A 26989-nucleotide genomic window follows, 5' to 3' on the forward strand; every position below is an offset into this window, starting at 1 on the left:
GTTCGGGCGTCATCGCGGGACCAGCCCGCTCCCACAGAATGGACTGCCCCAAAGGTTGGACACCAATCCAACCTTTGGGGCAGTTCAGAGGCACCATGATCTTGCGCCTGTGGGAGCGGGCTCGTCCCGCGATAGGGCCAGAACAGGCTACACAACCCCCACCAGCAGGTGCACAACCCCACCCGCCAGCACCATGACCCCGGGCACCCCGGCCGCCTTCAGCGCGCCCTCGTCCAGCCGCGCCGGGTCCAGCAACTGCACGCGCACGCGGGTCAACGCGACGCGCTGCTGCGACTTGAGATTCCCCGCCCCGCCCAGTGCCGCCAGCACGTCTGGCAACAGCTCACCGACCGCCGCCGGCGCGGGCTCCTCGGCAATCAGGTCCGGCGTCAGCGCCTTCCAGAATGCCCGCTGCAATTTCTCGAACATGCTCAGCCCTCCACGGCCAATGAGGTTTCGACGTCACGTGCCTGATAGCCGCGCAGGGCTTCGCGCACCTGATCGGCCTCCTCCAGCCCCAGCACCTGACGCGCCAGTTGCTGGCAATCCTGCAGGTCCATCTCGCGTACCCGGGCCTTGATGGTCGGAATCAGCGGCACGCTGACCGACAGTTCGTCCACCCCCAACCCCAGCAGCACCGGCACCGCCAGCGACTCCGACGCCAGCGCGCCGCACACCCCGACCCACTTGCCATGGGCATGGGCCGCCTTGACCGTGGTGGCGATCAGGCGCAGCACCGCCGGGTGGAAACTGTCGGCCTGGCCGGCCAGGCGCGGATGGTCGCGGTCCATGGCCAGGGTGTACTGGGTCAGGTCATTGGTGCCGATGGAGAAGAAATCCACCTCCGGCGCAAACACATCGGCCATCAGCGCCGCTGACGGCACCTCGATCATGATTCCCAGCTTGGGCAGGTTCGCCAGGCCGAGGGCATGCGCTTCCTCCTGCAGGATCTTGCGTGCCTGACGCAACTCCGAGAGCAGGCTGACCATCGGCAGCATGATATGCAGGCGAGCCTGGCCTGCACTGGCGAGGATGGCGCGAAACTGCTCGCGCAACAGTTGCGGGCGCTCCAGGCACAGGCGGATACCGCGCAGACCGAGGAAGGGGTTCTGCTCGGCCGCCATCGGCACATAGGCCAGCGGCTTGTCGCCGCCGACATCCAGGGTGCGCACCACCAGGTTGCGCTCCGGGCCCAATGCCTGGGCGATCGCGCTGTAGGTATCGGCCTGCTCCTGCGGGCTGGGCGCACGGTTGCGGTCCAGGTAGAGAAACTCCGAACGCAGCAGGCCGACGCCTTCGCCGCCCAGCTCCACCGATTGTTGTGTCTCCTGCTGCGAGGCGACGTTGGCCGTCACCTCGATCCGATGCCCATCACGGGTGATCGCAGGCGCCTGTGCCTGCTGCAGGTCCTGGGCGCGCCGCAGGCCCTGTTGCTGGCGATCGATACGCTGACGCTCGATGGCCGCAGGGTCCGGGCTCAAGTGCAGCTCACCCTTGTCGGCGTCGAGCAGCACCTGGGTACCATCGGCCAGCGCCAGTACACTCGCTGGCACGCCACAGATCGCCGGCAGCCCCAGCGCCCGGGCGAGGATCGCCACATGGCTGGTCGCACCGCCGCCAACGGTGACGAAGCCCAGCACCTTGTCGGGGTCGAGGCTCGCGGTCTGCGACGGGGTCAACTGCTCGGCCACCAGGATCGCCTGCTCGGGCAGCGTCCAGGCGCTGTCCGTCACGCCGAGAATCAACTTCAACACCCGCTGCCCGACATCCGTAAGGTCGGCGGAACGCTCGGCGAGCAAGGCACTGCCCAGCCCCTGGAACAGCGCACCGGTTGCCTGCGTGGCGCGGTTCCAGGCGAACGCGGCGCTCTTGCCCTCGGCCAGCAGTTGATGGGCCTGCTCAAGCAGGGTCGGGTCTTCCAGCAGTTCCTGGTGGGCCCGGAAAATCTCGGCCTGGGCCGCGCTGCCCGCCTTGGCTTGCATCGCCTGCAGCGCAAGCTCGGCCGCTTGCAAGGCGCGGTCGAGCGCGGCGCGTTCCAGCGCCTGTCCGACACCCGATTCGCTGATCGACAGCTCAGGCTCGACAACCTGGACCACCTGCCCAAACGCCGAGCCGGGCGAGGCGCAGACGCCACGTAACAGGGTTTCCTGCTCGGGGTCCGCCACCACCTGTTGCTCCTCGACAACAAGGTTCACCACCTCGCCACAACCTTCCAGCAACAGTGCGGTCAATGCGGCGAGCGCTGCTTCGGCATCCTCGCCTGCCGCACTGACCTGCACGGCATCCCCCTGCGAGGTCTGCAGCGCCATGATCGCCACCAGCGACTTGGCATTGGCGCTCTCGGCGCCCTTGTGCAGGCAGATGCTCGCCTTGAAACCCTTGGCCGCCTGGGCCAGCACCGCCGCCGGACGCGCATGCAGGCCGTTGGCATTGGGCAGCATGAGTGGCCGGGTGAACAGTGCCTCACCCTCCTCCTCTTGCGCCTGCTGTTCACCCGCCTGCAGGGCCACACGCAACACCGGCTGCGCCTGTTGCACCAGGCTGCCGTCGTCGGCCAGCACGGTGAACGGCTCGCCACTGACCACCAGCATCAGCGTCAGCAAGCTGCGCGCATGCAGGGCGATATAGTCGGCATCGAACTCGATCAGTGGTTGCCCTGCCTCGACCCGCTGGCCGTCCACGACCAGGCGGGTGAAGCCCTTACCCGCCAGGTTCACGGTGTCCAGGCCGACATGCAACAGTACCTGCACGCCCTGGTCATCGGTGATGCTGACGGCATGGCCGCTGTCCTGGATATTGCTGACCGTGCCTGCGAGCGGCGCACAGAGCACCGAGGAAGTCGGATCGAGGCACAGGCCATCGCCGACCAGGCGGCTGGAGAAGGCAGGATCGGGCACCTTGTCCAGGGCAAGCAGCACCCCGGACAGGGGAGCCAGCAGTTCCAGCGGTTGGGATGAGGTCATGACGTCACCTGCTGTCGTGTTCTTGAAAGTCATCGGAGCGGTCTACTTCCACCAGTACTCGATCTGCACACCGACGTTGGCGCCATGGCGCGCAGTGCCGTACGAGCCGGTATCGGACAAGGCGGAACCCGCCGCCAGTTCATTGGCTGCACGCTTGGCCGCCTCGTTCCAGGTGGCGTAGGTGTAGTACAGGCGGATTTCCGGGCGCGCCCAGAACTCGGGGCCCTTGGGCGACCAGGTCGGGGCGAAGGTGAACTTGCTGAGCTTGCGGGTACCGCCGCTGGCATCGATCTGATCATGCCCCAGCTCGGCCACCAGCTTGAACTGTTCGCTGATGGCATAGGCCGGGCGCACGCCCAGCGACATCCAGGTCTGATCCTGGCTGCCAGGGCGGATATCCTTCTGGTAGACGGCCTCGACCTGGCCACCGAAGCGCGGCGTCACCTGCCAGTCGAAGAACTCCACCACCCGGTAGCTCTTGCTGCTGTCGTCCAGTGCGGTATTGCCGGTGTAGCCAAGGCCGGTGCCCGGCCCTTCGCCGTACTGCAGGGCGAACTTGTTGCGGCCACCGAGGAAGGGTTTCTGCACGTGCTGCGCGGTCACCGCCCAGCCAGTATGGGTGTCGCGACCTCCGGCCTTGTCGATGTAGCTCAGGCCCAGTTCCAGCTCGCCATCAGGGTTGGTCTTGAAGCCGGCGACGTTGAAGTCGTGGCGGGTGGCGTATTCCTTCTGGTACAGGTTGTCCTTGCGCGAGATCGCGTAGCTGTACCTGAGGTCGCCGATCTTCACATCCTCGATCCCCCCGCCCGTGGCGCTCTGGTTCCAGTAGTAGAAGTCGGAAATGTGGATGTCGTTGCGCTTGTAGTAGCGCCGCCCGGCCCAGATCGAACCCCCATTGAGGCTGGGCAGGTTCGACCACTGCGCATACATCTGCGGCATGCGCGCGCTGCCGTGGTCGTCGCCCTGGAACTGCAACGAGCGGTCGTACTTGTTGTACAGCGAGGCCATGGCATCGACGCTCAGCACCGAACCGTCGTCGAAAGTCAGCAGGTCCTGGCGCAATTCCAGCTCGGCGTACTGCTCGCACTCGTTGCCCAGGCGGTACTTCGAAGGCGCACCCGGCAACTGGAAGCACTGCTGCGGACCACTGCCGGTGGAGGTGCCGGCGCCGCTGCGCAGGTAGCCGGCAAACTCCAGGGCCTGGGCGGCAACGGGAACACAGAAACAGGACGCGACGAGGCCGAGCTTTATTGTTGTTCTCATGAAGCACTCCGGTATTTTTATTATGGTGTTCCAGCCCCCCGCACTCCCGGACGGGGGTATTGCAAAGGCTCAGTCCTTCAGGTGCAGCACGAACGATTCGTAGGGCCGCAAAGCAATGCTGGCGGTACGCTGCGGGCAGTCGGGGTAATTGCTGATCAGCACCCGCTGCTCGGTGTCATCGAGCATCAGCCCGTCCGGCAGGCGGACATGGCAGGGGGCGGCGTAGAAGTTGTTGAGCACCAGCAGGCGCTCGCCCTGGCCCTCGCGCAGGTAGGCCCAGACGTGCGGGTGGTCGTCCAGCAACAGGCGGTACACCCCGTCATGGATCAGCGGCTCACGACGGCGCAGGGCGATCAGCGCGCGGTAGTGGTGCAGCACCGAGTCGGGATCGTCCAACTGCTGCTCGACGTTGATCTGCGCGGCATTGGCTGCAACACCGATCCATGGCTCGGCGCTGCTGAAACCGGCGTGCGCCCCGGCAGTCCACTGCATCGGCGTACGGCCGTTGTCGCGCGACTTCTGCATGATCGCCGCCATGCTGTCGGCTTGTGAAATCCCGGCATCGCGCTTGAGGCGGAAGATATTCAGCGTCTCGACATCGCGGTACTGGTCGATGTGCTCGAAGCCCGGATTGGTCATGCCCAACTCTTCGCCTTGGTAGATGAAGGGCGTGCCCTGAAGGAAATGCAGCGCGTTGGCGAGCATCTTCGCCGACACCACGCGGTATTCGCCGTCGTGGCCGAAACGCGAGACCACCCGCGGCTGGTCGTGGTTGCACCAGAACAAGGCGTTCCAGCCGCCGCCGGCCTGCATGCCCACCTGCCAGTCGGAGAGGATCCGCTTGAGCTGCAGAAAGTCGAAGTCGGCCTTCACCCACTTCTGCAGGTTGGGATAGTCCACCTTCAGATGATGGAAGTTGAAGGTCATCGACAACTCCTTCGACGCCGGGCTGGAATAACGCACGCAGTGCTCCAGGGTGGTCGAGGACATCTCACCGACGTTGATCAGGTCGTGGCCTTCGAAGACTTCGCGGTGCATTTCCTGGAGGTAGTCGTGCACGTTCGGGCCGTCGGTGTAGAAACGTCGGCCATCGCTGTGGTCTTCGGGGAAGTCGGCGGGCTTGGAGATCAGGTTGATCACATCCAGGCGGAAGCCGCCCACGCCCTTGTCGCGCCAGAAGCGCATCAGCTTGTACACCTCGGCGCGGACCTTGGGGTTGTCCCAGTTGAGGTCGGCCTGGGTGTGGTCGAACAGGTGCAGGTAGTACTGGCCGGTCTGCGCTTCGTATTCCCAGGCCGAACCGCCGAACTTGGATTCCCAGTTGTTCGGCTGGTCGCGCCAGATGTAGAAATCGCGGTAAGGGTTGTCGAGGCTGCTGCGTGCCTGCTGGAACCAGGCGTGCTCGATCGAGGTGTGGTTGACCACGATGTCGAGCATCAGCTTGATGCCGCGCTTGCCGGCCTCGCGGATCAGCAGGTCGCAATCGTCCATGCTGCCGTAGCTGGGGTCGATGGCGTAGTAGTCGCTGATGTCATAGCCGTTGTCGCGCTGGGGCGAGCGCAGGAAGGGTGTCAGCCACAGGCACTCGACCCCCAGCCACTGCAGGTAGTCGAGCTTGTCGACCACGCCAAGCAGGTCACCGGTGGCGTTACCCCCATGGCTGTGGAAGCTTTTCGGGTAGATCTGGTAGATCACCTGGTGTTGCCAGTCTTGCATGGTGGATTCCTCGACGACGGTTGCAGGGTCAGGCGACGCGATAGCCTGGGCGGACGATCTTCACGCTCAGCGCGCAGGTCAGGACGAAGGGCACGACAATGGCCACGAACATGCCGAGGACGAAGATCGGGATGTACTGCGGAATGATCGAGATGAAGCCCGGCAACCCGCCCACCCCAATGGCCGAGGCCTGCACCTTGTTCAGCGACAGCACGATGCTGCCCAGGGCCGAGCCCAGCAGGGCGGCGTAGAAGGGAAACTTGAAGCGCAGGTTGACGCCGAACATGGCAGGCTCGGTGATGCCGAAATAGGCCGAGATCGCCGAGGTCGAGGCCATGCTCTTGTCCCGTGCGTTGCGGCTCATGTAGAACACCCCGAGCGCAGCGCTGCCCTGGGCCAGGTTGGACATGACGATCATCGGCCAGATGAAGGTGCCACCCTGGGTCGAGATCAGTTGCAGGTCCACGGCCAGGAACATGTGGTGCATGCCGGTGATCACCAGTGGCGCATAGAGCATGCCGAAGATCGCCCCGCCGACCATGGGCGCCAGATCGAACAAGGTCACCACGCCCTCAGTGATGAGGATGCCCAGGTGGCGGGTGACCGGGCCTATGACCGCCAGCGCCAGCACGCCGGTGACGACGATGGTAGTGATCGGCACCACCAGCAGCTGGATGGCATTCGGCACCCGGGCGCGCAGCCATTTCTCGATCACGCTCATTACGTAGGCGGCCATCAGAATCGGCAGGATCTGCCCTTGGTAGCCGACCTTCTCGATCTGGAACCAACCGAAGATGTCGAAGTACGGCAGGCTCTGGCCGTCGAGACCTGCGACGGCCTTGCCGTAGTTCCAGGCGTTGAGCAAATCGGGGTGCACCAGCATCAGGCCCAGCACGATGCCGAGGATCTCGCTGCCGCCGAAGCGCTTGGCCGCCGACCAGCCAACCAGCGCCGGGAGGAACACGAACGAGGTGTTGGCCATCAGGTTGATCAGGCTCCACAGCCCGTCGAGATTGGGGTACGCCTCCAGCAGCGTCTTGCCCTCGATGAACATGCCCTTGGCGCCCATCAGGTTGTTCACGCCCATCAGCAGGCCGGCAATGATCAGCGCCGGCAGGATCGGCATGAACACATCGGAGAACACCCGAACCAGGCGTTGCATGGCGTTGGCCTTGTCGCCACCGGTTTTCTTCACGTCGGCGATGGTCGAGGCCGCCATCCCGGTTTCCTGGCGCAGCGCGGCATAGACCCGCTCCACTTCGCCAGGGCCGATGACGATCTGGAACAGCCCGCCGGTGAAGAACGAGCCCTTGACCAGGTCGATGCGGGCGAGCGCGGCGCGGTCGACCTGGGCCGTGTCCTTCACCGCCAGACGCAGGCGGGTCACGCAATGGGCAGCTTGTTCGAGGTTGTCGCGGCCCCCGAGGCTCTCGAGAAGGTCGCGGGCAATCTGCGGGTAATCGTGGCTCATGCTTGTTCTTCCATTCTTGGAATTCTTGTTATGCAGAGTTCTGTGGCAGCACGCCGAGAGCAAAAGTACTCGTACAGACGAGTTAAAGCAACAACTCGTCTGTACGAGTTGTAAAATGTCATTTTCAACCGGGCACAACGACACCTCGGCCATGGACAAACCGGCCCCGGCCCCCTTAAGGTTCCTGGCTTGAACGCGGACGCGGCACAGAGCCATCTCATGAGCAAATACAACCAGATCTACAGCGATCTGCTTGCCAGCATCACCACCGAACGCCTTGAGCGCGGCACCCGCCAGCCCTCGGAAACCGAGTTGATGGACGCCTACCAGGCCAGCCGCGGCACCGTCCGCCGGGCCATCGAGCAACTACAGGAGCGCGGCTTCGCGCAGAAGATCCACGGCAAGGGCACGTTCGTGCTCTCACCCAACCCGATCGAGTTCCAGCTCGGCGGCATCGTCAGTTTTCACGAGACGCACCTGGACCTGGGCGACGATGTCGGCACCGAAGTGGTCGAGTTCAGCCAGTTCCCGCTCGAGGGCGCCCTGCTGCAGCACATCGAAGCCGAACCCGGCAGCCTCATCACTCGTATCAAGCGGGTGCGGCGCATTGATGGCAAACGTGTGATCCTGGACATCAACCATTTCGTCGCCGACCTGATCCCAGGGCTGGACCAGGCGATTGCCGGGCAGTCGATCTACGCCTACATCGAGCAGACCCTGCAACTGCAGATCAGCTACGCCCGCCGTACCATCGAGGCGCAGCCTCGCAGCAAGGACGACAAGGCTCTGCTCGACCTGGACGGGCAGAGTCACGTGATCGTGGTGAGCAACCAGACGTTCCTGCAGGATGGGCGGCAATTCGAGTACACCGAGTCGCGGCATACGCTGGACAAGTTCTACTTTTCGGATATTGCGCGAAGGTAGGTTGAATGAACGCGCCTGTAGACGGCCCATCGGCAGAGCAACAACTCAGGTCCACCAAAATGAATCTTCCAATCGTAGATACCTTCACTCCCGCCTTTGAAGATTGGGAAACACGGGACCCTACTGTGCAAGAAGCACTACAGGCAGGCAGTTTCCATCATCGCGTTCCCGTCAGACTAAGGGCGACGGTGTCCAATGCTGTCGAGGCGGCATTCTTCGCCGCGCAGGGAAAAGACAATGCCTTACGGAATTTCATAAATAGGCGCCTTGATGAAAGTTTGGCGTTTACTGCCTGGCGCAAAGCAATGCCATCGTCAACGCCCACCGAATTGTCCCGCTATCGAAACTCTTTTCCCTTCTACGACCTTGAAACAGTATCCGCGCAAATCAATGCCCTGAAACAACGGCTGAGCGAAGGTCAATACCTGTTCCATGGAGGACTCTGGCCAGGCGCAGATAGCCTCATCACAAACCGTCCTCTTTCTACGTCTCTATGCCCCCAGGTGGCACTGAGCAATGCGTACCATAACGCCAAAGCCTTCGATGCTGGGCGAATCGATTTGTGGGTACTGCGTGTCACGGCTCCTCGAAGCCATGCCTTTGTCTTCAAACGAAAGGGAACAAACCTTGGGCATGAAAATGAGGTGCTATTTGCCGAAGGCGCCCATTTGAGCTTGGTGTCCGAGCACATTGCGTGCACTGATCACTGCGTAGGGAAATATGGTTATGCCGACAAAAGGATACCTGTGTACGTCATGAGCATTAATATCTCGTAACGCTCGGCTCCAGTGACGGGCAGGTGTTCCCAAAGCCGGCCAATGAGTTCAAAGGATCAATAAAAAGGGCGCCTTTACGGCGCCCTCTTCACATCATTCCCACTCTATTATCAACTGACCAATAGAGCCCTTATAAAACGGCGCATACAGCGATGACTGAATCGAAAGACCATGAAAAATGCCATGAAACAGCCAAAACCTGTTCAAGAAGTTGAGTTTGGCTGTGTCATGGAAAAGGCAGCCGAGAGCTGCCTCTCTAGGATGGCTAACTCTTCCGCATCACAACCACCAACAACCTCGGCCAGCAGCTCAACCGCGTATGCCGGATCAGCCCGGAAAAGCTTCGCCATTGCCTCATCGTGACTACGGTCCTTCATCTATAGCCCCTAGATAGTAGATGCCGTCAAGTCTCAAGAATACCCGCTCAGGTCACTAAAACCCAGCCTCGCCGACCCTCATATTCGTATTCCTAGCTAAACTAGATAACGGCGGAGACTAACTCTAGAAAAGGGGCATCACCCCTGAAAATTAAGTTAATAGACCGACCTCGACCAATGCCAGCGAACGAAGTTTGCGGGTATAAAGGAGGCCGGAGTGAGGTTTAGCCCGACCCAGCGACCAAAGCAAATGATAGTCACTCTCTAAATCATGCCAGCCTTTTTTTGCAGACTTTCAATATAGCTATTTAAGGATTTGCAAAAAACAGGCATGGTATCACTTATAAAATCCCAATCAAATTCCACTAAAGCGCTACTCCAGCCTACACTGTAAACAATCCCATCCTCATCGGGCTTTTTATCACCGTGCGCCACTTTAAAGCTGTCTTGATCGAAATGAGCTCCGCGTTTATTACGGTATGCTTTAGCAGCCTCTACAAACCCAACAAATTTATCTTTAACATCACCAGAAAACGCCTCTGAAATTATCACATCCAGAATTGGCTTCCAAAATGTTTTTTTATTGGCGGAAATAGACCCTACCTTGCCATAGCCGTCATTAAAAATAGTGCAGAATTTAATTATTATCTCTTCCGTTATCAGCTCATCAAAAAGCTGAATATCATGGATATCAGGAAACAAAGAACCATTTCCCCTTTCAAAATTATCCAACGCCTCGCCCTCAAGTCGCAGACCAGTTTTTAACCTTCTGCGCTCATCATCATATAACTCTGTAATACGTAGCGGTCTCCCAGTACTACAGAAACGATTAACTCTTTGTCTAAGCGCCAAAAGATCAGTAATTCTATCGAGAGCTATTCTCCACAAATACAATCTACCAAGGCTTTCCTTCACCATTAGAACCACCTCTATTTAGAAATAAAAATTTGCTGCACTCAATCTAACTAGCCGCACACAGCCAAAAGCAGACACTCATCAAAAAGTAAACACCAAGCACTTCCTAATGCAATCTCGTCAGGCATTCAATTTAGACCAAAAGCTGGTCAAACTCCCTCATTTAGTACGAGCAAACCAGAGACCAACTCCACCCAAGAAAAAATGATCGATGAAGTTTAGAGCTCACTACCCGGCCTTCATTTATTGTTACGCCAACTGGTTCTATGGGCGTCACTTGCAATCCAGCCTCCAAAGCATGAACAAACCATTGTAGTAAATTGTTCAAGCAGCTCGATTGGCTCATTAGGCACATCCGTTGAATTTTTATAGGTCATAATTAGAAAATCCTTAACTGGGAGCAGATTGAGATCTTCAGGTCGCGACTTTATATTGTGTGCAATTTTATTTCTTATACTATTTAAGTGCTTTATCGCTGGAATAGGATTGTAGGGAGAAGGAAATAAATCCTTAGGGAATAATGCTAGCTTTTGAGAAAAGGTAAGCTTTGCTGGCTCCCAATTCAGGCTAGTACCAAGTGTCATTATCACTTCATCGAGGTAGTGTTCAATAATTAGATGACAGCTTAGCAAGTAGCCAAGGAATTCAAAATCTACATCTTCTAGCCTCTCCCACACTACATTAACACCATTAAAACCTTTCACTAGCGGAGGTAATCCCCTCATAAGTCTCTAAATCCATGCTGATGTTAATTTTCTGCTCAGACGTGCGAGCAGAGTGGAGTAAAGCACTACTAAATTCGATCAAAACCTGATTAGCACAAGAACCCGCCCGAGGGCAGGCCCCGCTGAAGAGGCTCAATTACGATGCCCCTTAGCCTCCGCCTCCCGCTCCACGTCCTGGACATACTCTTCCCCCGAACGCACTTTTTCCAAAATGTCTTTGCAAGCTTCCGAATAACGGTGGGACTGAACTTCTGCTCCGTTCATGATCGCGCAGTGGTACTTGTTATCGAATCTTTTTAGGTCAATCCCAGTAGTTTCAGCGATCGTCCTCAACAAGCGATCGCAAGCATGCCAAGCCTGATACCCCATCGCCTGACCCAAAGTAGTAAGCGTATATGGAAAGTTAAGGTTGAATGCAAGACCATCGGCACCATCGGCAATTCCGTACAGCTTGGCCAACTCTCCATCGGCTTCAGTGACATTAGCCAACACCTTATAATCAACCTGGATAGGGTTGCGAGGTATATCGGTCCGCACGAGTTGATAGGTACGAGCGAGTAAAGCCCTTAGTAATCTTGGATTTACATTCTTCAGGGCTTCATTTGCTCCAAAAGCGGAGTAAACCCAACTAAAATCGTTGGCAACAATACTTTTTATGATCACACTGCGATGGTCAGAAACTGGAATAAGCCGCTCACGCCGAGGATACTCTTCCGAGAGATCACGGTTTTCCCACTCCAGGATGTATATATTCGGGATTAGCTTGCCTTCCTCCGACAAGATTTCGTCAATATCTGCAAGAATTGTTTTAATATTTGGATCTTCAGCCCGGTAGCCGATAAATACTAATGGGTGCTCAGCGAAAAATGCGAGAAGCTTAGCAGACAAATATTTCTTTCGCTTGACAAACTCTTCATAGTCAGTTCGCGTCAGTACTATACTCTCGGGTTGGGAGACGCAACCATGGATCTTGAAAATTTCTCCAACACTCGAATGGTTAGCGTAAAGGATTCGTTGTCCCACGATAGCTTCATAATCAGGGAAGATACCTTCCAGCAGCTCATCGTAATTAGTAGTTATTACGGAGTGCGGCCGAATTTTCTTCAGCAGTTCGATCTCATCCGGTAGGCCGGGCTTTTCCGTTGCCAGAAGCTCTTTGAGAATTTTGGCCACCGTGTATTTGATGTATACCTGCGGCGAGCTTGTTTCGTCATATAGTTCCTGTGGAAATTGATCTTGACCATTTCCCCACGCCCAATCGTTGTATCTCTCCGAGAACTCAGTGCCTATGTCCACGAAATCTGGGTAGCGTTGCTTGTAGTAGGCAAACTGTCGTGCAATCTCTGGACAGCGCGCCGCTAGCTCTTTCAGTAGCTCCTCCCAGTTAGGGCCATTCAGGTAGCGCTTCGTGAAGCCTGACCCTACGAACAATATGGGCTGGCATGCCATATCTCCTATACAGGTTTTGATATCCTCGGTTACATCCTCAACGTATTTCGCGTAGTCCCTAGGCATCCCGCTTCCCTCGTTTTCCAGTAATGGCAAAACGTCATATCGCATTTCTTGGCTTGTCTTTCAAGGGGAGGGAATGAATTGCGAGCTCAGGTACAGAGAGCTAATACGGAGCTTACAGCTAGCGGGGCGCGGCACACGGTGCGCTCGTGACTTAGGATCAGCTACTCAAGGTAGGCGCCTTTATAGCGCTCGGTGATAGAGGCAAAACGATACGAATCCAGAGGCACGGCAAGGGCCGGCCTACGCCTTTCCTTTCAAAGCGGCTAACAGAAAAGTGTTCCCTCTTAGCAAATGTCAGGAATGAATCGGTTTCCCAACCTAGAGAGGTTCAGCGCTCAGCCCTTAGGTTTTTCGAGCAAAAACGACAGCGCTCATTTTTTCACGAATACCCGCTTGTAATTCACGAAACTCGATCATCATCCGCTCGACCTCGACAGCACTTGCTCCGTGGCCGTGTTTCTCCGCAAGCCAGAGCTTCAACAGCCCCGCGACCCGCCCAAGGTCGCCATTGACCTTGGCCAGATCGGCCACAGCGGTCAGGTCAACGACCGACCGTATTGGCGTGTTCAGCCCGAGCGCCCGCAGGTAACCCGAACGGGACATGCCCGCTTCTTCGGCGCGCTCCGTGATGGTCGCCTTTTCCTCGTCAGTCACCCACACCTCTATCGGCTTTCCGCGTCTTCGAGGTGGGGCCTTTCTTTTGGTGCCCTCTGTCATGGCTTGTGCTCCTGTTGTTGCTTTTCAGCTCTTAGACGCGGCAGCGGCTGGGGCCTCGCAGAGCAAGATACCGTTGAGCCGAAGGCGAATAAGGGGCGGTGTTGGAGGGGTGCGGGCTTGCCCGTACCCGTACAACACACATCTTGCCGTCCGAATAAGCGCAGTTCAAATAAATTTAAGACAACTTTCGATTCCTTACAGCATTACACCCCCAAAAACCTTCTCAAACTCTAGCTTTTATATCTGAGTTGCCTTGAGTTGCGTTTAATTTCGCTAAATTGCACTAAATTGCCTTAAATAAACACTGTCACCCGCAATTAAGAACGCAGACCAAGGGCGCCTCCCCTCTGTTGATTTCGGTACACTTTCGGGACTTTCCAAGCGAGTGAAGGCGGATAGAAAACTATCCGCATATTTATAACCTCTCCATATCAGTGAATAATCAAAACTCGAGCGTCACAGATGAGGAATTCGATATGGAGCTGGAACCACGAAAACCCTTGATTTATGCTTCCCGAAAGTCAGGTCGAAACGTAAGGCTTGCTATCGCGCTGGCGAGTACATTCGTCGGAGTGGGTATATACACTGCGCCCTCCCCTGCTTACGCCATCTATTGCGCAAACTGCTCGACGTTTTATCAACAGATGTTTGAGTATGCCGAACAGGTCAACACAGCACTAAATACGGCAGAGCAACTTAAAACTCAGATACAGCAGTACCAAAACATGGTCACACAAGGCACTGGGCTACCCAACTCGATGTTTGGGAGCATCGCTGCCGACCTAAAAAGCGTGGTCAATATCTATCAACGCTCGCAGGCGTTGGGCCGTCAAATTGAGAACATAGATGCACAGTTCAATGCTGCGTTTCCAGGCTTCGAATCCTACCTTCAACAAGTGGCGAATTCGGCAGAAACTCCGATGCGAGACCGTTATAAAGAATGGTCGGAGCAAGGCCGCGACAACGCCAAAACGGCAATGGAAGCGGCGAACCTTAACACCAGCACTTTTCAGTCGGAAGACGCCCTGCTCAACCGCATGATGGCACGTTCGCAAAGTGCCGCAGGACGGATGCAAGCCATTCAGGCGGGCAACGAAATAGCTTCGCAGAACGTGCAGCAACTGCAAAAGCTGCGTGATCTGGTGGCCACGCAAATCAATATGCAGGGCAATTACATGGCTCAGCAAGGCGACCGAAAAGCCGCTAGCGAAGCAACCGAGCAGCAGTTTGAAGCACGTGAAAGCAAACGTGGCGGCGTGAAGGGGTATTGAGGATGGTTATCTCGAAATGGTTCATGACCCTCATTTGCGCCGGGGCCGCAATGGTGGGCTCAGTTGCCACTGTGGTCATTCAAAGCGATACCGACTGCGCTGTGGCGTCTGAGCAACAGAGGAAGCAGCATGACGCAGATGCTGCTTTTGAGGCACGTCCTAACTCTCGCGGCGGCGTTCAAGGGTACTGATTATGGAACGTCACCTGCTGTTGTTTATTGCCCTAGCAAGCATGCTCTTGGCCGGAAATGCGATGGCTGCAACAGACCTATCCCAGGCCGACACCTCGGTGCAGGGACTGCTAGATCTTGTTTTGCAGCAGTCTCACCAGTGGTCGGGAAAGCTGTACGACTACGCCATAAGATTATTTTGGCTGCTCGCCACCATCCAGTTCATCTGGACGTTTATGCCTCTGGTCATGAAACAAGCTGATTTGGGCGAGATAGTCGGAGAGCTGCTGCGCTTCATCATGGTGATCGGTTTCTTCCTGGCGGTAATGACCTACTCCCTGGAATGGTCGACAGCCATTGTTGACAGCTTCCGCGATGCGGCCGCATCGGCGAGCGGTCTTGGCCGAGCGTTAGAACCCGGCGATATGCTCGCGGTAGCCCTGGACTTCGGCCGCACTATGGTGAAGGGCATTTCAGTGTTCTCTCCGGGCAAAGGAGTTCTGATCGCAGTATGCGCGGTACTGGTCTTGGCGTGCTTCGCCTTTATCGCAGCGTTTATGTTTGTAACGCTCGTAGAGGCCTACGTAATCATTAACGCATCAGTGCTGTTCTACGGTTTTGGCGGCTCGCAATGGACACGCGATTTCGCGATTGCGCCCATGCGGTTCACCGTGGCAATCGGCGCGAAGTTGTTCGTCTTGACTCTGATCGTTGGGCTGATCGTACAGTCGGCCAAAGAATGGTTAGCTGCTTACACCAACGACGAAGCCTCATTGATGACAATGGTCGGTTTAGCCTTGGTGTGCTGCTATCTGACGAAGACGATTCCTGACCTAATCGGCGGCATGATTAGCGGCACATCAATGAGCGGCGGCTCGGCCATTGGTGGAATGGCAGTGGCTGGTGCTGCCGGGGCGGCAGCTGCTGCGGCCACTATCGCCACGGCTGGGGCTGCCGCTCCTGCAGCTGGTGCTCTCGGCGCTTCTGGGACTGGCGTTACCGCCGGTGCCAGTGGGGCGGGCGGCGGTCTGGCCACCTCGATCAACTCCAGCTTTGCCGGTGCGCCTGCAGCGACTGCCTCCAGCGGCAGTGCAACCGCTGGCATCGGTACAAGCACGGGCGGACAAGCAGCAGCCAAAGGGGCAGCGGCGTCCGGTACTCGAGTAGGTGGGAGCACGGCCCCACAGCAAACAGCAAGCAGCGCTAAGCAGGCCACCGAGCAGGCTGTAAAAAACGCTCAGAGCAGCAATGACAAAGACCAACAAGCGACGCAGCAAGGGAGCGTTGTCAGCTCCGGCAGCGCACTTTCCCAAGCAGCCAATGGGGGAGCAAAGGCACTCGGGGTGATGGCCTCAATGGCCGTGCCGGGCATGGAAAACGCGCACTCTTTTTCTCTTGGTGCCGGCTCTTCATCACCAGCTTCTGATGAGTCCAATACGACCGTTCAGCCCCAAAGCGGAGATGCTGCAGAAGCAGAGTCCAACCTTATCCGTCCGGCCTCTGAAAGCAATTTCCCCCCCGGCCAACTTACATCGCTAAATGTGCCAGGAATGGCCTCAAGCAACGACCAACCGGAGAAACAACCATGATGGCAATTTTGAAGTTCGCAGGATTCGCCGTGTTCGCATCGACCTCCGCAATCGCCTTGTGGGCGCTCGGCAGGTGGCTACGCAGCAAAGGCCATGGACCATTGCTCGATAGACTGGATCAACAATGGACTGCTTTGCAGCTACGAGTTAGCCCGCTGGCTCTTTCAGCCTCCTTTCACATGTTTTCCGGAGCGCAGCATCTGAATCGCCTGCCTTTGCTGGGTAGCAAGAGCAGTGCAGCCCAGGCCCAACAAATGGTGAGGGCGATACGAACGGTGCAAAAAGCTCAAAGGCGAGAGGCCCCCGAGAATCACCAGTAGCTCATCCAGCAGTAAGGGCGGGAGCATCACCACTCCCCGCCCATTTTCAGCGATGAGCTATTAGCAACATTAGTAATACGCACGAACTTTGAACATCCCTCAAAGGAAGAAGAATCGGTGAAGCGAGGCTGCGGATAACCTGCGCGAATGGGCCGCCGTCAAAACCCCGGGGGCTTCGCCATTAGTAATACGCACGGACTTGTGCCAACTACCGCTATCCCGGTGATCCCTCCGCCTTTGGTGCAAACCAGGCTGTGTTGATATCAAAAGCCCAAGAGTTTTCTGTGTGTAATACGCACGGACTTGTCTCAGCCTCCTAGGCCGTTGGCTTACCTGCTCGATACCAACTGCGGCGACTCATCCCAAGGGCCTCCCAAGGCTTCTGGCGGGTCAGGGACGCTTGTTCGTAGGTTTCCCGGCCTACCGCACCTGCGGCGCGTCGGCGCGCTTCCTCGCGCTTCCTGTGACGTTCCGCGGCCTCGACCTGGCTGACGATGGTTTTGAGCTGCCGCTGTTCCTCGGCGGTGATTCTGAACAGGTTGATAAGGGTGTCGTTCTTGGGCGTGTAAAGGGGCGCGAACTCCTTGCCACCAAAGGTGACTTTCTCCCCGGCCTCGTAGGCTTTGGCCTTGCTGAACAGCGTCATTAATTCCTTGGAACGGCTGTTCCACTGCGGATCGAGTTCGCGGGCCAGCGCTGCCGCTTCGTGGTACATCTGCTTGCTGTTGGTCGCCCCGGACAGCAGTAGGAAGTTGAGCCGCCAGAACAGGTGCTGCATACGGCTGCCTTCTCCGACGCCACCACGCAACTCGGCAAGCTTGCGCAGGTCTTCGAGACGATCCCAAGCAAGCTGCCGGCCTGAGAATCCACGCAGATTGTCAGCTTTGCCTCCGGGCACCAAAAGGAAACGCTTTTTCTTGGCACGGCGTTCGGCCTGTTCTTGCCGTTGCTGCTCGATAGTCCAGCGAGCAGCCGGTAGCAGCGCCTCGGCCAGATACTCGAAGTTGTAGCGGATCGGCTGGCCGTCATTGCCGCTTTGGACGTGAACTACGCGGCAGACCTCGCCGCTCTTGCTGTTGACTGTCTCCACGGTGCGCAGCACTCGGCTAGCGTCCTTGGCCATGGGATCGGCGCCGACGTGGGTAAGACGATCTACAAGGTAGCGTTGGCAGGCGTTCCAGCGAGGTAAGGCTTGGCGAGGTATCGTACCCTCAAGCAGCCATTTGGCCTGTATGCCTCGGCCGCTGTAGATCAGTATCGAGGGCGCGGGTAACCCCGTGTCGGCGCATAGGAACAGCACCGAGGCGGCCAGCTCGTCGGGCTTACGGCTGGCCAGCGCGGGCACGCGGTAGGTATCTAGGTCAGCGAACAGCAGCCCCAGCCGCAACAGATTGACGACACGCCGATTGGGCCGGATGAACTCAGCCTGCGAAATCCAAGTGTCAATCTTTTTGTCCAACAGATTGAGCACCTTTGGCATGTCGGCCAAGCGATGAGAGGACTGCCGCTTTCCACCACGAGAATCGACGAGCAATGAGAAAAATCCGCTCCTAGTACTATCGTGATACATCTGCGCCTCGTCCCCGGGACTGAACAGCGCAAGCTGCGGGATAGCACCCCGCACCGCTTAGATCGCCCTTCCCGGCCTACGCGCTGGGCCTCCCTCCTTGCATGTATCTATCCACTGTTCAACCTCAGCTAAATCCCAGACGACCTTGCGGCTACTCAACGCAATTCGGCGCGGGAACTTGCCCTTCATCTCAAAGTTATAGATGGTGCGCTCACACAGCGGAATCATCGTCAGGAGCGTCTTTTTGTCGATGAGTTTTCTATTCAATGTATGCATTGCTAGGCCCTACCAGTCATTGCGAATGAGTGCCTGATCGTGCCTTTGGGTGCCTATTGCTTCGACGGAATGATTGGCTAAAATGGTTGACATGAAAAAACAGTCAACCATAGCTATTTGGGAAGGGTGTAACGCCACCGTTGCAGAGGCGATAGAACAGTTCCGTGACCGATGGAGCGCCTACTCCACGGCCTCGAAACGCTATCCAATCGCAAGGCTGGTAGAGGAGCTAATCGACCCGGCCGTAGCGGCGTACGCGAAAGAGATTCCTGCGCGCTACCAAGGGCATATACCCGGAGCCGGTACAGGCGTGGCGTTCAGTGCGATCATGAAACTGGTAGGGTTTCCCGCCATGATCCGCTTGCAGCGGCAACTGCTACGTGCCTTTGTTTTGACCCACGACCAACAGTCGAAGAAAGATCGCTGCTTTACTGCGACGCTCGAGACGCTGATCGAATTGGTGATGGCATGTAAGCGCAAGAAACCGTCATCTGAAGATGTAGGCGGCTTAAACAACCAGCGCTTGAAAGGCTTTTGTAGGTTCTGTGGCAGTCAAGCCGAGCTAGCAGCCTTCGCTACCGGTGAGGGTCAGCGCGACCCCGACGAGCACCTACGCCTGAGCAACCTTTATTGCACAACGCATCGTCCAAAGACGCATGATGGCAGCTGGAATCCTGCGTATAGGCAAGCAAAGAGGGCCGTAGCGCAGTTTGACCTTGAACTGGCGAGATTGAGCAGACAATGCGCGATACGAGCAGAGCCTAAGGCAAAGTCAGGTGACGAGCTCGTCGACGCGTATATCTTTCGATACATGCTTAGCCGAACCCTACACTTAGCGGACGAAGCGGAGCTAAGAAATCTCGCTCGACTAATGGTGGACGTGAAGCTGACAGACCGAAGAAAGCAAATCCTCGTACTGCAAAAATTCGGCTTCAACCAGTCAGAAATAGCTCGCAGACTGGAGATCGAGCGCCAAGCAGTATCCAAAGCTCTTCGCTCAATTCCTGATTGCTTTCGACTTTCGAAAGCATGAGTGAGTCAAACTGCGTCATTGCACACATAAGCCCAAACGTTTGTATTCGACGCGTCCAGTCACTTGCATTTGATCTGACCAGATTTCGCACATGGTTAACGGCAAAACAGTTATCCACGACCAGCAGCCCCCCCTTTTCCCGGCCCTTGTCTCTGAAGAAAAACGGCCGCCTAGTTATTTTCGCGTCCACACTTAATGCGTCATGGCGGCCTCTTACAAATCCGGAAATTTACAGACCATCTTAGGCATCACAATACAAACCACCTAAATTACACAGAGCGGTTATTACATGGAAAGTGCTACGGAACTCAACGTAAATTCAGGCTACACAGCAGCGATAGAAGACTTGAAAAGGAGAGCCAAGCGATCTAGGACAGCAAGACTCTATATAGCTTTGGGCTTGTTAATTTTAATGAGCCTTGCAGTGGCGGCTGTGTTTAGCTCGAGTCAGACCAAGACATATTCACTCCGAGAACTTGGCGAGAAAATCTCTTTTAACAAAATGCGTGACCCTGGATTATTTTTACGCAAATCCAACGATCTTCTCGAGAAAATTTATCCTGACAGCATCATTAACATGGGAAGGCGGATGGATGGTGAAGACGTCAAGGAAGAAAGTTTTACAATCGATGAGCGCACCGCCTACATGAGCGAGCTTGAGCAACTGGTGAATTTCTATGAGCGCACCCAGACAGCGTATTCGAAACAGCCATTCGTGCAAGAAACACCGGAATGGACAAGCTCCGTATCGTCTATGGCCTTTACATTTGGTGCTATAGCTGTTTCAATTCTATTATTCCAGACAGCAGTTTCCTTTATAAGGTATTACTCACAGCTAGCGGAGCTTTATGACTCGCAAGCTAGCGCGCTATTGGCTGCAAATAACGACCCAGAAAAGTTTGTAAAATACTCAGAGATGCTCTCCCCATCAGTCGTTAGTTTCGGAAAGCCTCCTGTGAGTGTTTATGAGCGAGCATTTGAAGCAATAGCGTCAATTAGAGGAAAAGAGACGAAGTAAAGACTGAACACAGAAGAACCCGCCTCTGGCGGGTTCCTTTTGCTACTCATTTGTTTGACGAGGTTTCTTAAGCGTCCATTCATCAACCATATCGGCCCAATCCTGCAACATCGCACGGCGCTGGTCGCGATATTCAGCCTTGTTGTAAACGGCTCGCACACCCTTCTGTTCGTGCGCCAAACACTTCTCGATCCAGTCAGAGTTGTAACCCGCCTCATGCAGCAGCGTGCTAGCTGTGCGGCGTAGGTCGTGGGGGCCGAACTTTCCTAGAGGTACCCCTTCCTTTTGAGCAAGACGGTAGGTCAGCGTCAGTACCTGGTTGATCGTGGCTGCACTCATTGGCAAGTCGGAGTCGTAGCGTGACGGCAGGATGTACTCAGAACCTCCAGCCAGGGTCTTCAACGCAATGAAGAAATCCAATGCCTGCCGGGACAGAAACACCAAATGAGGGTTTCGGCGCTTCATCCGCTCTTTGGGGATCGTCCATAGCGCCTCGCTGAAATTGATTTCACTCCACGTCGCATTGGTCAGCTCGCTTTTGCGCACCATCGTCAGCAGCAGGAGTTTGGCTGCGGCACGAACCGACGTCGCTGTTCCGATCCGATCCATGTACTGGTACATCAGCGCAATTTCATCAGGCGTCAGCGCCCGATCACGTGGCTCAAATTTGGCGATGCTGGCAGACCTCACTAGGTCCGCTGGGTTTTCAACCTTCTGGCCACGCTCAATGGCCCAGCGATAGACCTGTAGCACGATCTCACGGGAGTGGACAGCAGTTGCAGGCGCCCCCCGCTCCACTATCGCATCAGTCAGCGCCCGCAGATCCTCATGAGTGATTTCAGCGAGCTTCTGATTGCCAAACTTCGGCTTCAATTCGCGCTCATAGACTGACCGGCGCATATCTCGTGTCGAGTCCGCCATCTGATAGCCGCGCAGCCATTTTTCAGCCCAATCATCAAAGGTCTCTGCGCCCTTGGTACGAGCCTTCGCACGCGCCTTTTCCTTAGCAGGGGACTTACCTGCGGCGATCATCTTCTTCGCCTCCCCTAGCCGCTCACGTGCCTCTGCCAGGGTGATCCCGCCCAAGCCATAACGACCGAAGGTGATGGTCTCCTGCCGGCCATTGATGGAGTAGTTGTAGCGGAAGGAGATTGAGCCGGCCGGTGTGACCGCACGTACAAGCCATCGCGGTCAATCACCTTGTAGAGCTTGTCTTGCGGCTTGAGGTTTCGAAGCTTGGTATCAGTAAGCATGGCTTCCATTTATTCCATGAAAAAATACCATGCTCTGAAAAGCGCGGGAGAATGGGGCTTAACCCCAGTAAAACCGGGCCTCTTGGCTATCCCGATACCATGCCCATCTTGAAACAAGGGACATGGTATCAAGCGTCATGCATGGCATCGGATGCAGTTGGTACCCCGTACCATGCCATAAAAAAACCATGCTTGACGATGCAAAACGCTGCCTGAACTTGCCAGACCCAAAAAGCCAAAAGCCCGCAATTACGCGGGCTTCAGGGCATTTTTTGCTAGACCGTACCGGGCAGTGCCGGACGCGGGATCATTCCCACTCGATCGTCGCCGGCGGCTTGCTCGACACGTCGTAGGTCACCCGCGAGATACCGTCGATCTCGTTGATGATACGGCCGCTGACAGTCTCCAGCAGCTCGTACGGCAGGTGCGCCCAGCGTGCGGTCATGAAGTCCACGGTCTCGACGGCGCGCAGTGCGACGACCCAGGCGTAGCGACGGCCATCGCCGACCACACCGACCGATTTCACCGGCTGGAACACCACGAATGCCTGGCTGGTCTTGTGGTACCAGTCGGCCTTGCGCAGTTCTTCGATGAAGATGTGGTCGGCACGACGCAGGATGTCGGCGTACTCTTTCTTCACTTCACCGAGGATGCGCACGCCCAGGCCCGGGCCCGGGAACGGGTGGCGGTAGACCATGTCGTACGGCAGGCCCAGCTCCAGGCCGATCTTGCGCACTTCGTCCTTGAACAGTTCACGCAGCGGCTCGACCAGCTTGAGGTTCATTTCCTCCGGCAGGCCACCGACGTTGTGGTGCGACTTGATCACGTGGGCCTTGCCGCTCTTGGCGCCAGCCGACTCGATCACGTCGGGATAGATGGTGCCCTGGGCGAGGAACTGGATGTTTTCCAGTTTGCTGGCTTCGGCATCGAACACGTCGATGAAGGTACGGCCGATGATCTTGCGCTTCTTCTCCGGGTCGGCCTCACCGGCCAGGTTGTCGAGGAACTGCTGCTCCGCATCGGCACGGATCACCTTGACGCCCATGTTCTCCTTGAACATGGCCATCACCTGGTCGCCTTCGTGCAGGCGCAGCAGGCCGTTGTCGACGAATACGCAGGTCAGCTGGTCGCCGATGGCGCGGTGCAGCAGCGCGGCAACCACCGAGCTGTCGACGCCCCCAGACAGGCCCAGCAGGACGTTGGCCGAACCGACTTGCTCACGCACCTGGGCGATCGCGTCTTCGACGATGTTCGATGGGGTCCACAGGGCTTCGCAGCCGCAGATGTCCTGGATGAAGCGCGAGAGGATGCGACCGCCCTGCTTGGTGTGGGTCACTTCCGGGTGGAACTGCACGCCGTAGTAGCCGCGGGCATCGTCGAACATGCCGGCGATCGGGCAGCTCGGGGTGCTGGCCAGCACGTGGAAGTCGCCCGGCATCTGGGTGACCTTGTCGCCGTGGCTCATCCACACGTCCAGGCCCAGTACGCCGTCAGCGTCGACATGATCTTCGATGCCGTCGAGCAGGCGGCTCTTGCCGACCACGTCGACGCGGGCGTAGCCGAACTCGCGCAGGTCGGAACCTTCGACCTTGCCGCCCAGTTGCTCGGCCATGGTCTGCATGCCGTAGCAGATGCCCAGCAGCGGTACGTTCAGGTCGAACACCGCCTGCGGTGCACGCGGGCTATTGGCTTCGTGGACCGACTCGGGGCCACCGGCCAGGATGATGCCGCGCGGGTTGAAGGCGCGGATCGCTTCATCGTCCATGTCGAACGGGTGCAGTTCGCAGTAGACACCGATCTCGCGCACGCGGCGGGCGATCAGCTGGGTGTACTGGGAACCGAAATCGAGGATCAGGATTCGGTGAGCGTGAATGTCGAGGGCCATGACTCAATCTCGTCAGTGGAAATCGGAAACGACGCGGGGCTGTTCGTGACAGCCCCGCTCTCGGTTGTTGCTGAAGCCTCAGCCTACGCGGTAGTTAGGGGCTTCCTTGGTGATCTGCACGTCGTGCACGTGGGACTCGGCCATGCCGGCACCGGTGATGCGCACGAACTCCGGCTTGGTGCGCATCTCTTCGATGGTCGCGCTGCCGGTGTAGCCCATGGAGGAACGCAGCCCGCCCATCAGCTGGTGGATGATCGCAGCCAGGGCACCCTTGTAAGGGACGCGGCCTTCGATACCTTCCGGAACCAGCTTCTCGGCACCGGCCGAGGAGTCCTGGAAGTAACGGTCCGAAGAACCCTGCGCCTGTGCCATGGCACCCAGCGAGCCCATGCCACGGTATGCCTTGTACGAACGGCCCTGGAACAGCTCGACTTCACCCGGGGCTTCTTCGGTACCGGCGAACATCGAGCCCATCATCACGCACGAGGCGCCAGCGACGATGGCTTTGGACAGGTCACCGGAGAAACGGATACCGCCGTCGGCGATCAGTGGCACGCCAGTGCCTTCCAGTGCAGCGGCGACGTTGGCGATGGCGCTGATCTGCGGCACGCCGACACCGGCGACGATACGGGTGGTGCAGATCGAGCCCGGGCCGATGCCGACCTTGACCGCATCGGCGCCGGCTTCGGCCAGGGCCTTGGCGGCGGCACCGGTGGCGATGTTGCCGCCGATCACCTGCACCTGCGGGTAGTTCTCCTTGACCCAGCGAACGCGGTCGATCACGCCTTTGGAGTGGCCGTGGGCGGTGTCCACCACCACCACGTCAACACCAGCGGCAACCAGTGCCGCGACACGCTCACCGGTGTCCTTGCCGGTGCCGACTGCAGCGCCGACGCGCAGGCGACCCTGGTCGTCCTTGCTGGCCAGTGGGTAGGCCTTGGCTTTTTCGATGTCCTTGACGGTCATCATGCCCTTGAGGGCGAACTTGTCGTCGACGATCAGGACTTTTTCCAGGCGGTGCTTGTGCAGCAGCTCGCGGACTTCGTTCTTGTCGGCGCCTTCGCGGACGGTGACCAGACGCTCCTTGGGAGTCATCACGTCGCGTACCTTGGCTTCCAGACGCGTCTCGAAACGCACGTCGCGGGAGGTGACGATACCGACCAGGTCACCGTTCTCCAGCACCGGAACACCAGAGATGTTGTTCAGGCGAGTCAGGTCGAACAGGTCGCGTACGGTGGCGTCGGCATCGATGGTGATCGGATCCTTGACCACGCCAGCCTCGAACTTCTTGACCTTGCGTACTTCGCCGGCCTGCTGTTCGATGGTCATGTTCTTGTGGATGATGCCGATGCCGCCTTCCTGAGCCATGGCGATGGCCAGGCGCGCTTCGGTCACGGTATCCATGGCGGCGGAAACCAGTGGAATGTTCAGCTCGATGCCACGGGTCAAACGGGTCTTGAGACTGACTTCATTGGGCAGTACCTCGGAGTAACCAGGTACAAGGAGGATATCGTCGAAGGTCAGGGCTTCTTGGCTGATACGCAGCATCGCGGGGGCTCCCGGGCGGGAAAAATGGAAGCGCGCCATTATACTCATCCATGGCGCGCCGCTCAATGCAAAAAAGGGGCCTTCGGTCCAGTTCCTGCCGCTCAGGCCACCTTCACCTGCACCACGGCGACCGGCTGATCCAGCCAGTCGGCGAAACTGTCGAGGAACGCCTGGGTAAACCCGGCCTCGCCCCAGTTGTTGAAGATGAACCCCAGGTTGGAAAAGGCACAGGGTTGCAGATACAGAAAGCCGTTGATGTCATCCTCGAAGCCGCACAGCGGGCAGGTGAAGTTGTCGCTGACGCCCGGCATCCACTCTTCCAGACTTTCGAACAGCGGCTCGCCCACCTCACGCCGACACTCAGGGCATCCCGCTTCCTCGCGAAAACCGTCGGTGGGGGTATAGATGCAGCGCTTGAGCATCACCTCCAGGCCGTTGACTGGCTCGCCGAAGGGCAGTTTCTCGGGATGCAGCGCCACCTTGCGCGCGCCTTGGGCCAGGGCGTGGCCCATGCGATTGCCGGTGCGCCCGCAGGTGCTCAGTTGCTCCTCGACGATCTTCTCGCGCACCAGCCAGCGCAGGATCGCCCGTGCGCGGGCCTCGTGAACCGGAACGGTGGACTGCTTGGGGACGATGATGCTCTGGGTGTTCATGAACGGGACGGGCCTGAGACTGCGGTAATCGCGTAATTCTACGCCCTGCTCAGCCGCTCAGGTAGCGACCGATCAGCGCCACCCCGCTGGCCAGCACCAGCCAGGTGACCAGCCGCACGAAGGCTTCGCGGGACAGTTTCAGGCTCAGGCGCCTGCCGACCCAGAGCCCTGCGAACATCACCGGCAGCAAGCAGGCTGCCAGCATCAACAGGCTGGCGTCGGCATAGACCCCGGCAATCAGGAACAGCGACAGGCGCACCAGGGTGCTGCAACTGATCAGCGCGCTCTGGGTGGCGCGCACCTGCTCCTTCACCTCCAGCCGGGCGCTCAGGTAGATCGCATAGAGGAAGCCACCGCTGCCGAACAGCGCACCGAACAGCCCGCCAATCGTGCCCATCGGCACCGCCCACAAGCCGGACAGCTTCGCCGGCCGGACCTTCACCGCCAGGCTGTAGATGGCATAGGCGGTGACGAACAGGCCCATCAGCAACAGCAGCAGGTCGGATTTCAGGTGCAACAGGAACACCACGCCCAGGGTACAGCCCACTGCCATGCACGGCAGCAAACGCAGCAGTTCGCCGCGAACCACATCGCGGCGCGAGGGCAGCAGGTTGCCGAAGGCGGCGACGAAGTCGAGCAGCACCAGCAGGGGGATGATCCGCGACAACGGCATGAAGTGGATCAGTACCGGGCCGGCGACCAGCGCGGTGCCGAAGCCGGCGATGCCGAAGACGACGTAGGCGGCGGCGACGGCCAGCAGGATCGGGAGCCATTCCAGTGGGGTGGCGGGGAGAAGTTCGAGCATCGTGCCGGGTCCTGAGGCAGTCCTTTGGGGGTGGGCTGGAGCTTACAGGAATTGGCGGGGGCTCGAGAGGTGTGAGGGGGTTCAAGGGGCCTGGCTTGGATTCTGCGGCGCTCTTGAGATCGAGCGCCGCCCGCGCGGCGCTTCGCGGGCAAGCCCGCTCCTACGTTTGTTTCGGGCCAATTATTCCTGTGCCACAGGCGCGCGACCGCCTGGTGTGTACGACTCGATGTCGCGCT

The 26989-nt window shown here is 57.9% G+C and carries 22 protein-coding genes and 1 pseudogene; 7 read left to right on the plus strand and 16 right to left on the minus strand.

Going from position 1 to position 26989, the window contains the following annotated elements; translation table 11 throughout:
- Positions 1–147 precede the first annotated feature (147 nt).
- The 5 genes from ACPZMI_RS14280 to treP all read right to left on the minus strand — a co-directional run bounded on the left by ACPZMI_RS14280 (position 148) and on the right by treP (position 7413).
- Positions 148–429 (minus strand): PTS sugar transporter subunit IIB, encoded by a 282-nt coding sequence (locus ACPZMI_RS14280; RefSeq protein WP_186668777.1) that lies wholly within the window; start codon positions 427–429, stop codon positions 148–150.
- Positions 430–431: 2 nt separating this feature from the next.
- Positions 432–2963 (minus strand): phosphoenolpyruvate--protein phosphotransferase, encoded by a 2532-nt coding sequence (gene ptsP / locus ACPZMI_RS14285; RefSeq protein WP_426352487.1) that lies wholly within the window; start codon positions 2961–2963, stop codon positions 432–434.
- 42 nt (positions 2964–3005) lie between these two features.
- Entirely contained in the window at positions 3006–4226 is a 1221-nt protein-coding gene (locus tag ACPZMI_RS14290; protein ID WP_186668781.1) for a maltoporin, read from the minus strand.
- Between the two features lie 69 nt (positions 4227–4295).
- The gene (treC, locus tag ACPZMI_RS14295) at positions 4296–5942 is read right to left on the minus strand and encodes an alpha,alpha-phosphotrehalase (protein ID WP_426352488.1); all 1647 of its coding nucleotides are present in this window, start codon (positions 5940–5942) and stop codon (positions 4296–4298) included.
- Between the two features lie 28 nt (positions 5943–5970).
- Positions 5971–7413 carry a PTS system trehalose-specific EIIBC component gene (gene treP, locus ACPZMI_RS14300; protein WP_426352489.1) on the minus strand — a complete coding sequence of 481 codons (1443 nt, stop codon included), beginning with the start codon at positions 7411–7413 and terminating at the stop codon, positions 5971–5973.
- A gap of 219 nt (positions 7414–7632) precedes the next feature.
- Between treP and treR the strand changes: the two genes are divergently transcribed.
- On the plus strand, positions 7633–8337 hold the full coding sequence (gene treR / locus ACPZMI_RS14305) for a trehalose operon repressor (protein ID WP_426352490.1): 705 nt from the start codon (positions 7633–7635) through the stop codon (positions 8335–8337).
- 5 nt (positions 8338–8342) lie between these two features.
- Positions 8343–9113 (plus strand): hypothetical protein, encoded by a 771-nt coding sequence (locus ACPZMI_RS14310; protein WP_411383871.1) that lies wholly within the window; start codon positions 8343–8345, stop codon positions 9111–9113.
- A gap of 641 nt (positions 9114–9754) precedes the next feature.
- Here the strand turns inward: ACPZMI_RS14310 and ACPZMI_RS14315 are convergent.
- From ACPZMI_RS14315 to ACPZMI_RS14330, 4 genes are all read right to left on the minus strand, one after another.
- Positions 9755–10408, minus strand: coding sequence for a hypothetical protein (locus ACPZMI_RS14315; protein WP_426352491.1), 654 nt, complete (start codon positions 10406–10408; stop codon positions 9755–9757).
- Positions 10409–10644: 236 nt separating this feature from the next.
- Positions 10645–11130 carry a hypothetical protein gene (locus ACPZMI_RS14320; protein WP_426352492.1) on the minus strand — a complete coding sequence of 162 codons (486 nt, stop codon included), beginning with the start codon at positions 11128–11130 and terminating at the stop codon, positions 10645–10647.
- Between the two features lie 132 nt (positions 11131–11262).
- Positions 11263–12645, minus strand: coding sequence for an SIR2 family protein (locus ACPZMI_RS14325; protein WP_426352493.1), 1383 nt, complete (start codon positions 12643–12645; stop codon positions 11263–11265).
- A 342-nt stretch (positions 12646–12987) separates the two neighbouring features.
- Positions 12988–13362 (minus strand): plasmid mobilization protein, encoded by a 375-nt coding sequence (locus ACPZMI_RS14330; protein WP_426352494.1) that lies wholly within the window; start codon positions 13360–13362, stop codon positions 12988–12990.
- A gap of 476 nt (positions 13363–13838) precedes the next feature.
- Between ACPZMI_RS14330 and trbJ the strand changes: the two genes are divergently transcribed.
- From trbJ to ACPZMI_RS14345, 3 genes are all read left to right on the plus strand, one after another.
- The gene (gene trbJ / locus ACPZMI_RS14335; RefSeq protein WP_426352495.1) at positions 13839–14633 is read left to right on the plus strand and encodes a P-type conjugative transfer protein TrbJ; all 795 of its coding nucleotides are present in this window, start codon (positions 13839–13841) and stop codon (positions 14631–14633) included.
- 193 nt (positions 14634–14826) lie between these two features.
- Positions 14827–16392, plus strand: a complete 1566-nt coding sequence (trbL, locus tag ACPZMI_RS14340; RefSeq protein WP_426352496.1) for a P-type conjugative transfer protein TrbL — start codon at positions 14827–14829, stop codon at positions 16390–16392.
- Positions 16389–16712: a hypothetical protein gene (locus ACPZMI_RS14345; RefSeq protein ID WP_426352497.1), complete on the plus strand. Its 324-nt coding sequence runs from the start codon at positions 16389–16391 to the stop codon at positions 16710–16712. Before trbL ends, ACPZMI_RS14345 begins: the two co-directional genes overlap by 4 nt.
- Before the next feature lie 316 nt (positions 16713–17028).
- Here ACPZMI_RS14345 and ACPZMI_RS14350 read toward each other — a convergent pair whose 3' ends face one another.
- Together ACPZMI_RS14350 and ACPZMI_RS14355 are read right to left on the minus strand one after the other, a co-directional pair.
- The gene (locus ACPZMI_RS14350; protein ID WP_065260482.1) at positions 17029–18282 is read right to left on the minus strand and encodes a replication protein; all 1254 of its coding nucleotides are present in this window, start codon (positions 18280–18282) and stop codon (positions 17029–17031) included.
- Positions 18283–18339: 57 nt separating this feature from the next.
- Positions 18340–18558, minus strand: a complete 219-nt coding sequence (locus ACPZMI_RS14355) for a helix-turn-helix transcriptional regulator (RefSeq protein WP_426352498.1) — start codon at positions 18556–18558, stop codon at positions 18340–18342.
- Positions 18559–18640: 82 nt separating this feature from the next.
- On the opposite strand from ACPZMI_RS14355, the gene ACPZMI_RS14360 reads away from it, so the two are divergent.
- Together ACPZMI_RS14360 and ACPZMI_RS14365 are read left to right on the plus strand one after the other, a co-directional pair.
- Entirely contained in the window at positions 18641–19591 is a 951-nt protein-coding gene (locus tag ACPZMI_RS14360) for a LuxR family transcriptional regulator (RefSeq protein WP_426352499.1), read from the plus strand.
- A 289-nt stretch (positions 19592–19880) separates the two neighbouring features.
- Positions 19881–20609 (plus strand): hypothetical protein, encoded by a 729-nt coding sequence (locus ACPZMI_RS14365; protein WP_134278839.1) that lies wholly within the window; start codon positions 19881–19883, stop codon positions 20607–20609.
- A 42-nt stretch (positions 20610–20651) separates the two neighbouring features.
- Here the strand turns inward: ACPZMI_RS14365 and ACPZMI_RS14370 are convergent.
- The 5 genes and pseudogenes from ACPZMI_RS14370 to ACPZMI_RS14390 form a co-directional block, all read right to left on the minus strand.
- Positions 20652–21862, minus strand: a pseudogene (locus tag ACPZMI_RS14370) (tyrosine-type recombinase/integrase).
- 307 nt (positions 21863–22169) lie between these two features.
- Positions 22170–23747 (minus strand): glutamine-hydrolyzing GMP synthase, encoded by a 1578-nt coding sequence (guaA, locus tag ACPZMI_RS14375; RefSeq protein WP_426352500.1) that lies wholly within the window; start codon positions 23745–23747, stop codon positions 22170–22172.
- Positions 23748–23825: 78 nt separating this feature from the next.
- On the minus strand, positions 23826–25295 hold the full coding sequence (gene guaB / locus ACPZMI_RS14380; protein WP_054895167.1) for an IMP dehydrogenase: 1470 nt from the start codon (positions 25293–25295) through the stop codon (positions 23826–23828).
- Between the two features lie 101 nt (positions 25296–25396).
- The gene (locus ACPZMI_RS14385; RefSeq protein WP_054895166.1) at positions 25397–25948 is read right to left on the minus strand and encodes a hypothetical protein; all 552 of its coding nucleotides are present in this window, start codon (positions 25946–25948) and stop codon (positions 25397–25399) included.
- 49 nt (positions 25949–25997) lie between these two features.
- Positions 25998–26753 (minus strand): sulfite exporter TauE/SafE family protein, encoded by a 756-nt coding sequence (locus ACPZMI_RS14390; protein ID WP_426352501.1) that lies wholly within the window; start codon positions 26751–26753, stop codon positions 25998–26000.
- Positions 26754–26989: the final 236 nt, after the last annotated feature.

Source organism: Pseudomonas wayambapalatensis (assembly GCF_049942315.1).
Classification (GTDB): Bacteria; Pseudomonadota; Gammaproteobacteria; order Pseudomonadales; family Pseudomonadaceae; genus Aquipseudomonas; species Aquipseudomonas wayambapalatensis.

What these genes read in the sequence shown, in the direction of transcription:
- ACPZMI_RS14350 (WP_065260482.1), bottom strand. Translation starts at nt 18,282, where the DNA reads ATGTATCACGATAGTACTAGGAGCGGATTTTTCTCATTGCTCGTCGAT.
- ptsP (WP_426352487.1), bottom strand. Translation starts at nt 2,963, where the DNA reads ATGACCTCATCCCAACCGCTGGAACTGCTGGCTCCCCTGTCCGGGGTG.
- treR (WP_426352490.1), top strand. Translation starts at nt 7,633, where the DNA reads ATGAGCAAATACAACCAGATCTACAGCGATCTGCTTGCCAGCATCACC.
- ACPZMI_RS14290 (WP_186668781.1), bottom strand. Translation starts at nt 4,226, where the DNA reads ATGAGAACAACAATAAAGCTCGGCCTCGTCGCGTCCTGTTTCTGTGTT.
- treC (WP_426352488.1), bottom strand. Translation starts at nt 5,942, where the DNA reads ATGCAAGACTGGCAACACCAGGTGATCTACCAGATCTACCCGAAAAGC.
- ACPZMI_RS14390 (WP_426352501.1), bottom strand. Translation starts at nt 26,753, where the DNA reads ATGCTCGAACTTCTCCCCGCCACCCCACTGGAATGGCTCCCGATCCTG.
- ACPZMI_RS14355 (WP_426352498.1), bottom strand. Translation starts at nt 18,558, where the DNA reads ATGCATACATTGAATAGAAAACTCATCGACAAAAAGACGCTCCTGACG.
- ACPZMI_RS14330 (WP_426352494.1), bottom strand. Translation starts at nt 13,362, where the DNA reads ATGACAGAGGGCACCAAAAGAAAGGCCCCACCTCGAAGACGCGGAAAG.
- treP (WP_426352489.1), bottom strand. Translation starts at nt 7,413, where the DNA reads ATGAGCCACGATTACCCGCAGATTGCCCGCGACCTTCTCGAGAGCCTC.
- ACPZMI_RS14345 (WP_426352497.1), top strand. Translation starts at nt 16,389, where the DNA reads ATGATGGCAATTTTGAAGTTCGCAGGATTCGCCGTGTTCGCATCGACC.
- trbJ (WP_426352495.1), top strand. Translation starts at nt 13,839, where the DNA reads ATGGAGCTGGAACCACGAAAACCCTTGATTTATGCTTCCCGAAAGTCA.
- ACPZMI_RS14360 (WP_426352499.1), top strand. Translation starts at nt 18,641, where the DNA reads ATGGTTGACATGAAAAAACAGTCAACCATAGCTATTTGGGAAGGGTGT.
- ACPZMI_RS14315 (WP_426352491.1), bottom strand. Translation starts at nt 10,408, where the DNA reads ATGGTGAAGGAAAGCCTTGGTAGATTGTATTTGTGGAGAATAGCTCTC.
- guaA (WP_426352500.1), bottom strand. Translation starts at nt 23,747, where the DNA reads ATGGCCCTCGACATTCACGCTCACCGAATCCTGATCCTCGATTTCGGT.
- ACPZMI_RS14280 (WP_186668777.1), bottom strand. Translation starts at nt 429, where the DNA reads ATGTTCGAGAAATTGCAGCGGGCATTCTGGAAGGCGCTGACGCCGGAC.
- ACPZMI_RS14385 (WP_054895166.1), bottom strand. Translation starts at nt 25,948, where the DNA reads ATGAACACCCAGAGCATCATCGTCCCCAAGCAGTCCACCGTTCCGGTT.
- guaB (WP_054895167.1), bottom strand. Translation starts at nt 25,295, where the DNA reads ATGCTGCGTATCAGCCAAGAAGCCCTGACCTTCGACGATATCCTCCTT.
- ACPZMI_RS14365 (WP_134278839.1), top strand. Translation starts at nt 19,881, where the DNA reads ATGGAAAGTGCTACGGAACTCAACGTAAATTCAGGCTACACAGCAGCG.
- ACPZMI_RS14320 (WP_426352492.1), bottom strand. Translation starts at nt 11,130, where the DNA reads ATGAGGGGATTACCTCCGCTAGTGAAAGGTTTTAATGGTGTTAATGTA.
- ACPZMI_RS14325 (WP_426352493.1), bottom strand. Translation starts at nt 12,645, where the DNA reads ATGCCTAGGGACTACGCGAAATACGTTGAGGATGTAACCGAGGATATC.
- trbL (WP_426352496.1), top strand. Translation starts at nt 14,827, where the DNA reads ATGGAACGTCACCTGCTGTTGTTTATTGCCCTAGCAAGCATGCTCTTG.
- ACPZMI_RS14310 (WP_411383871.1), top strand. Translation starts at nt 8,343, where the DNA reads ATGAACGCGCCTGTAGACGGCCCATCGGCAGAGCAACAACTCAGGTCC.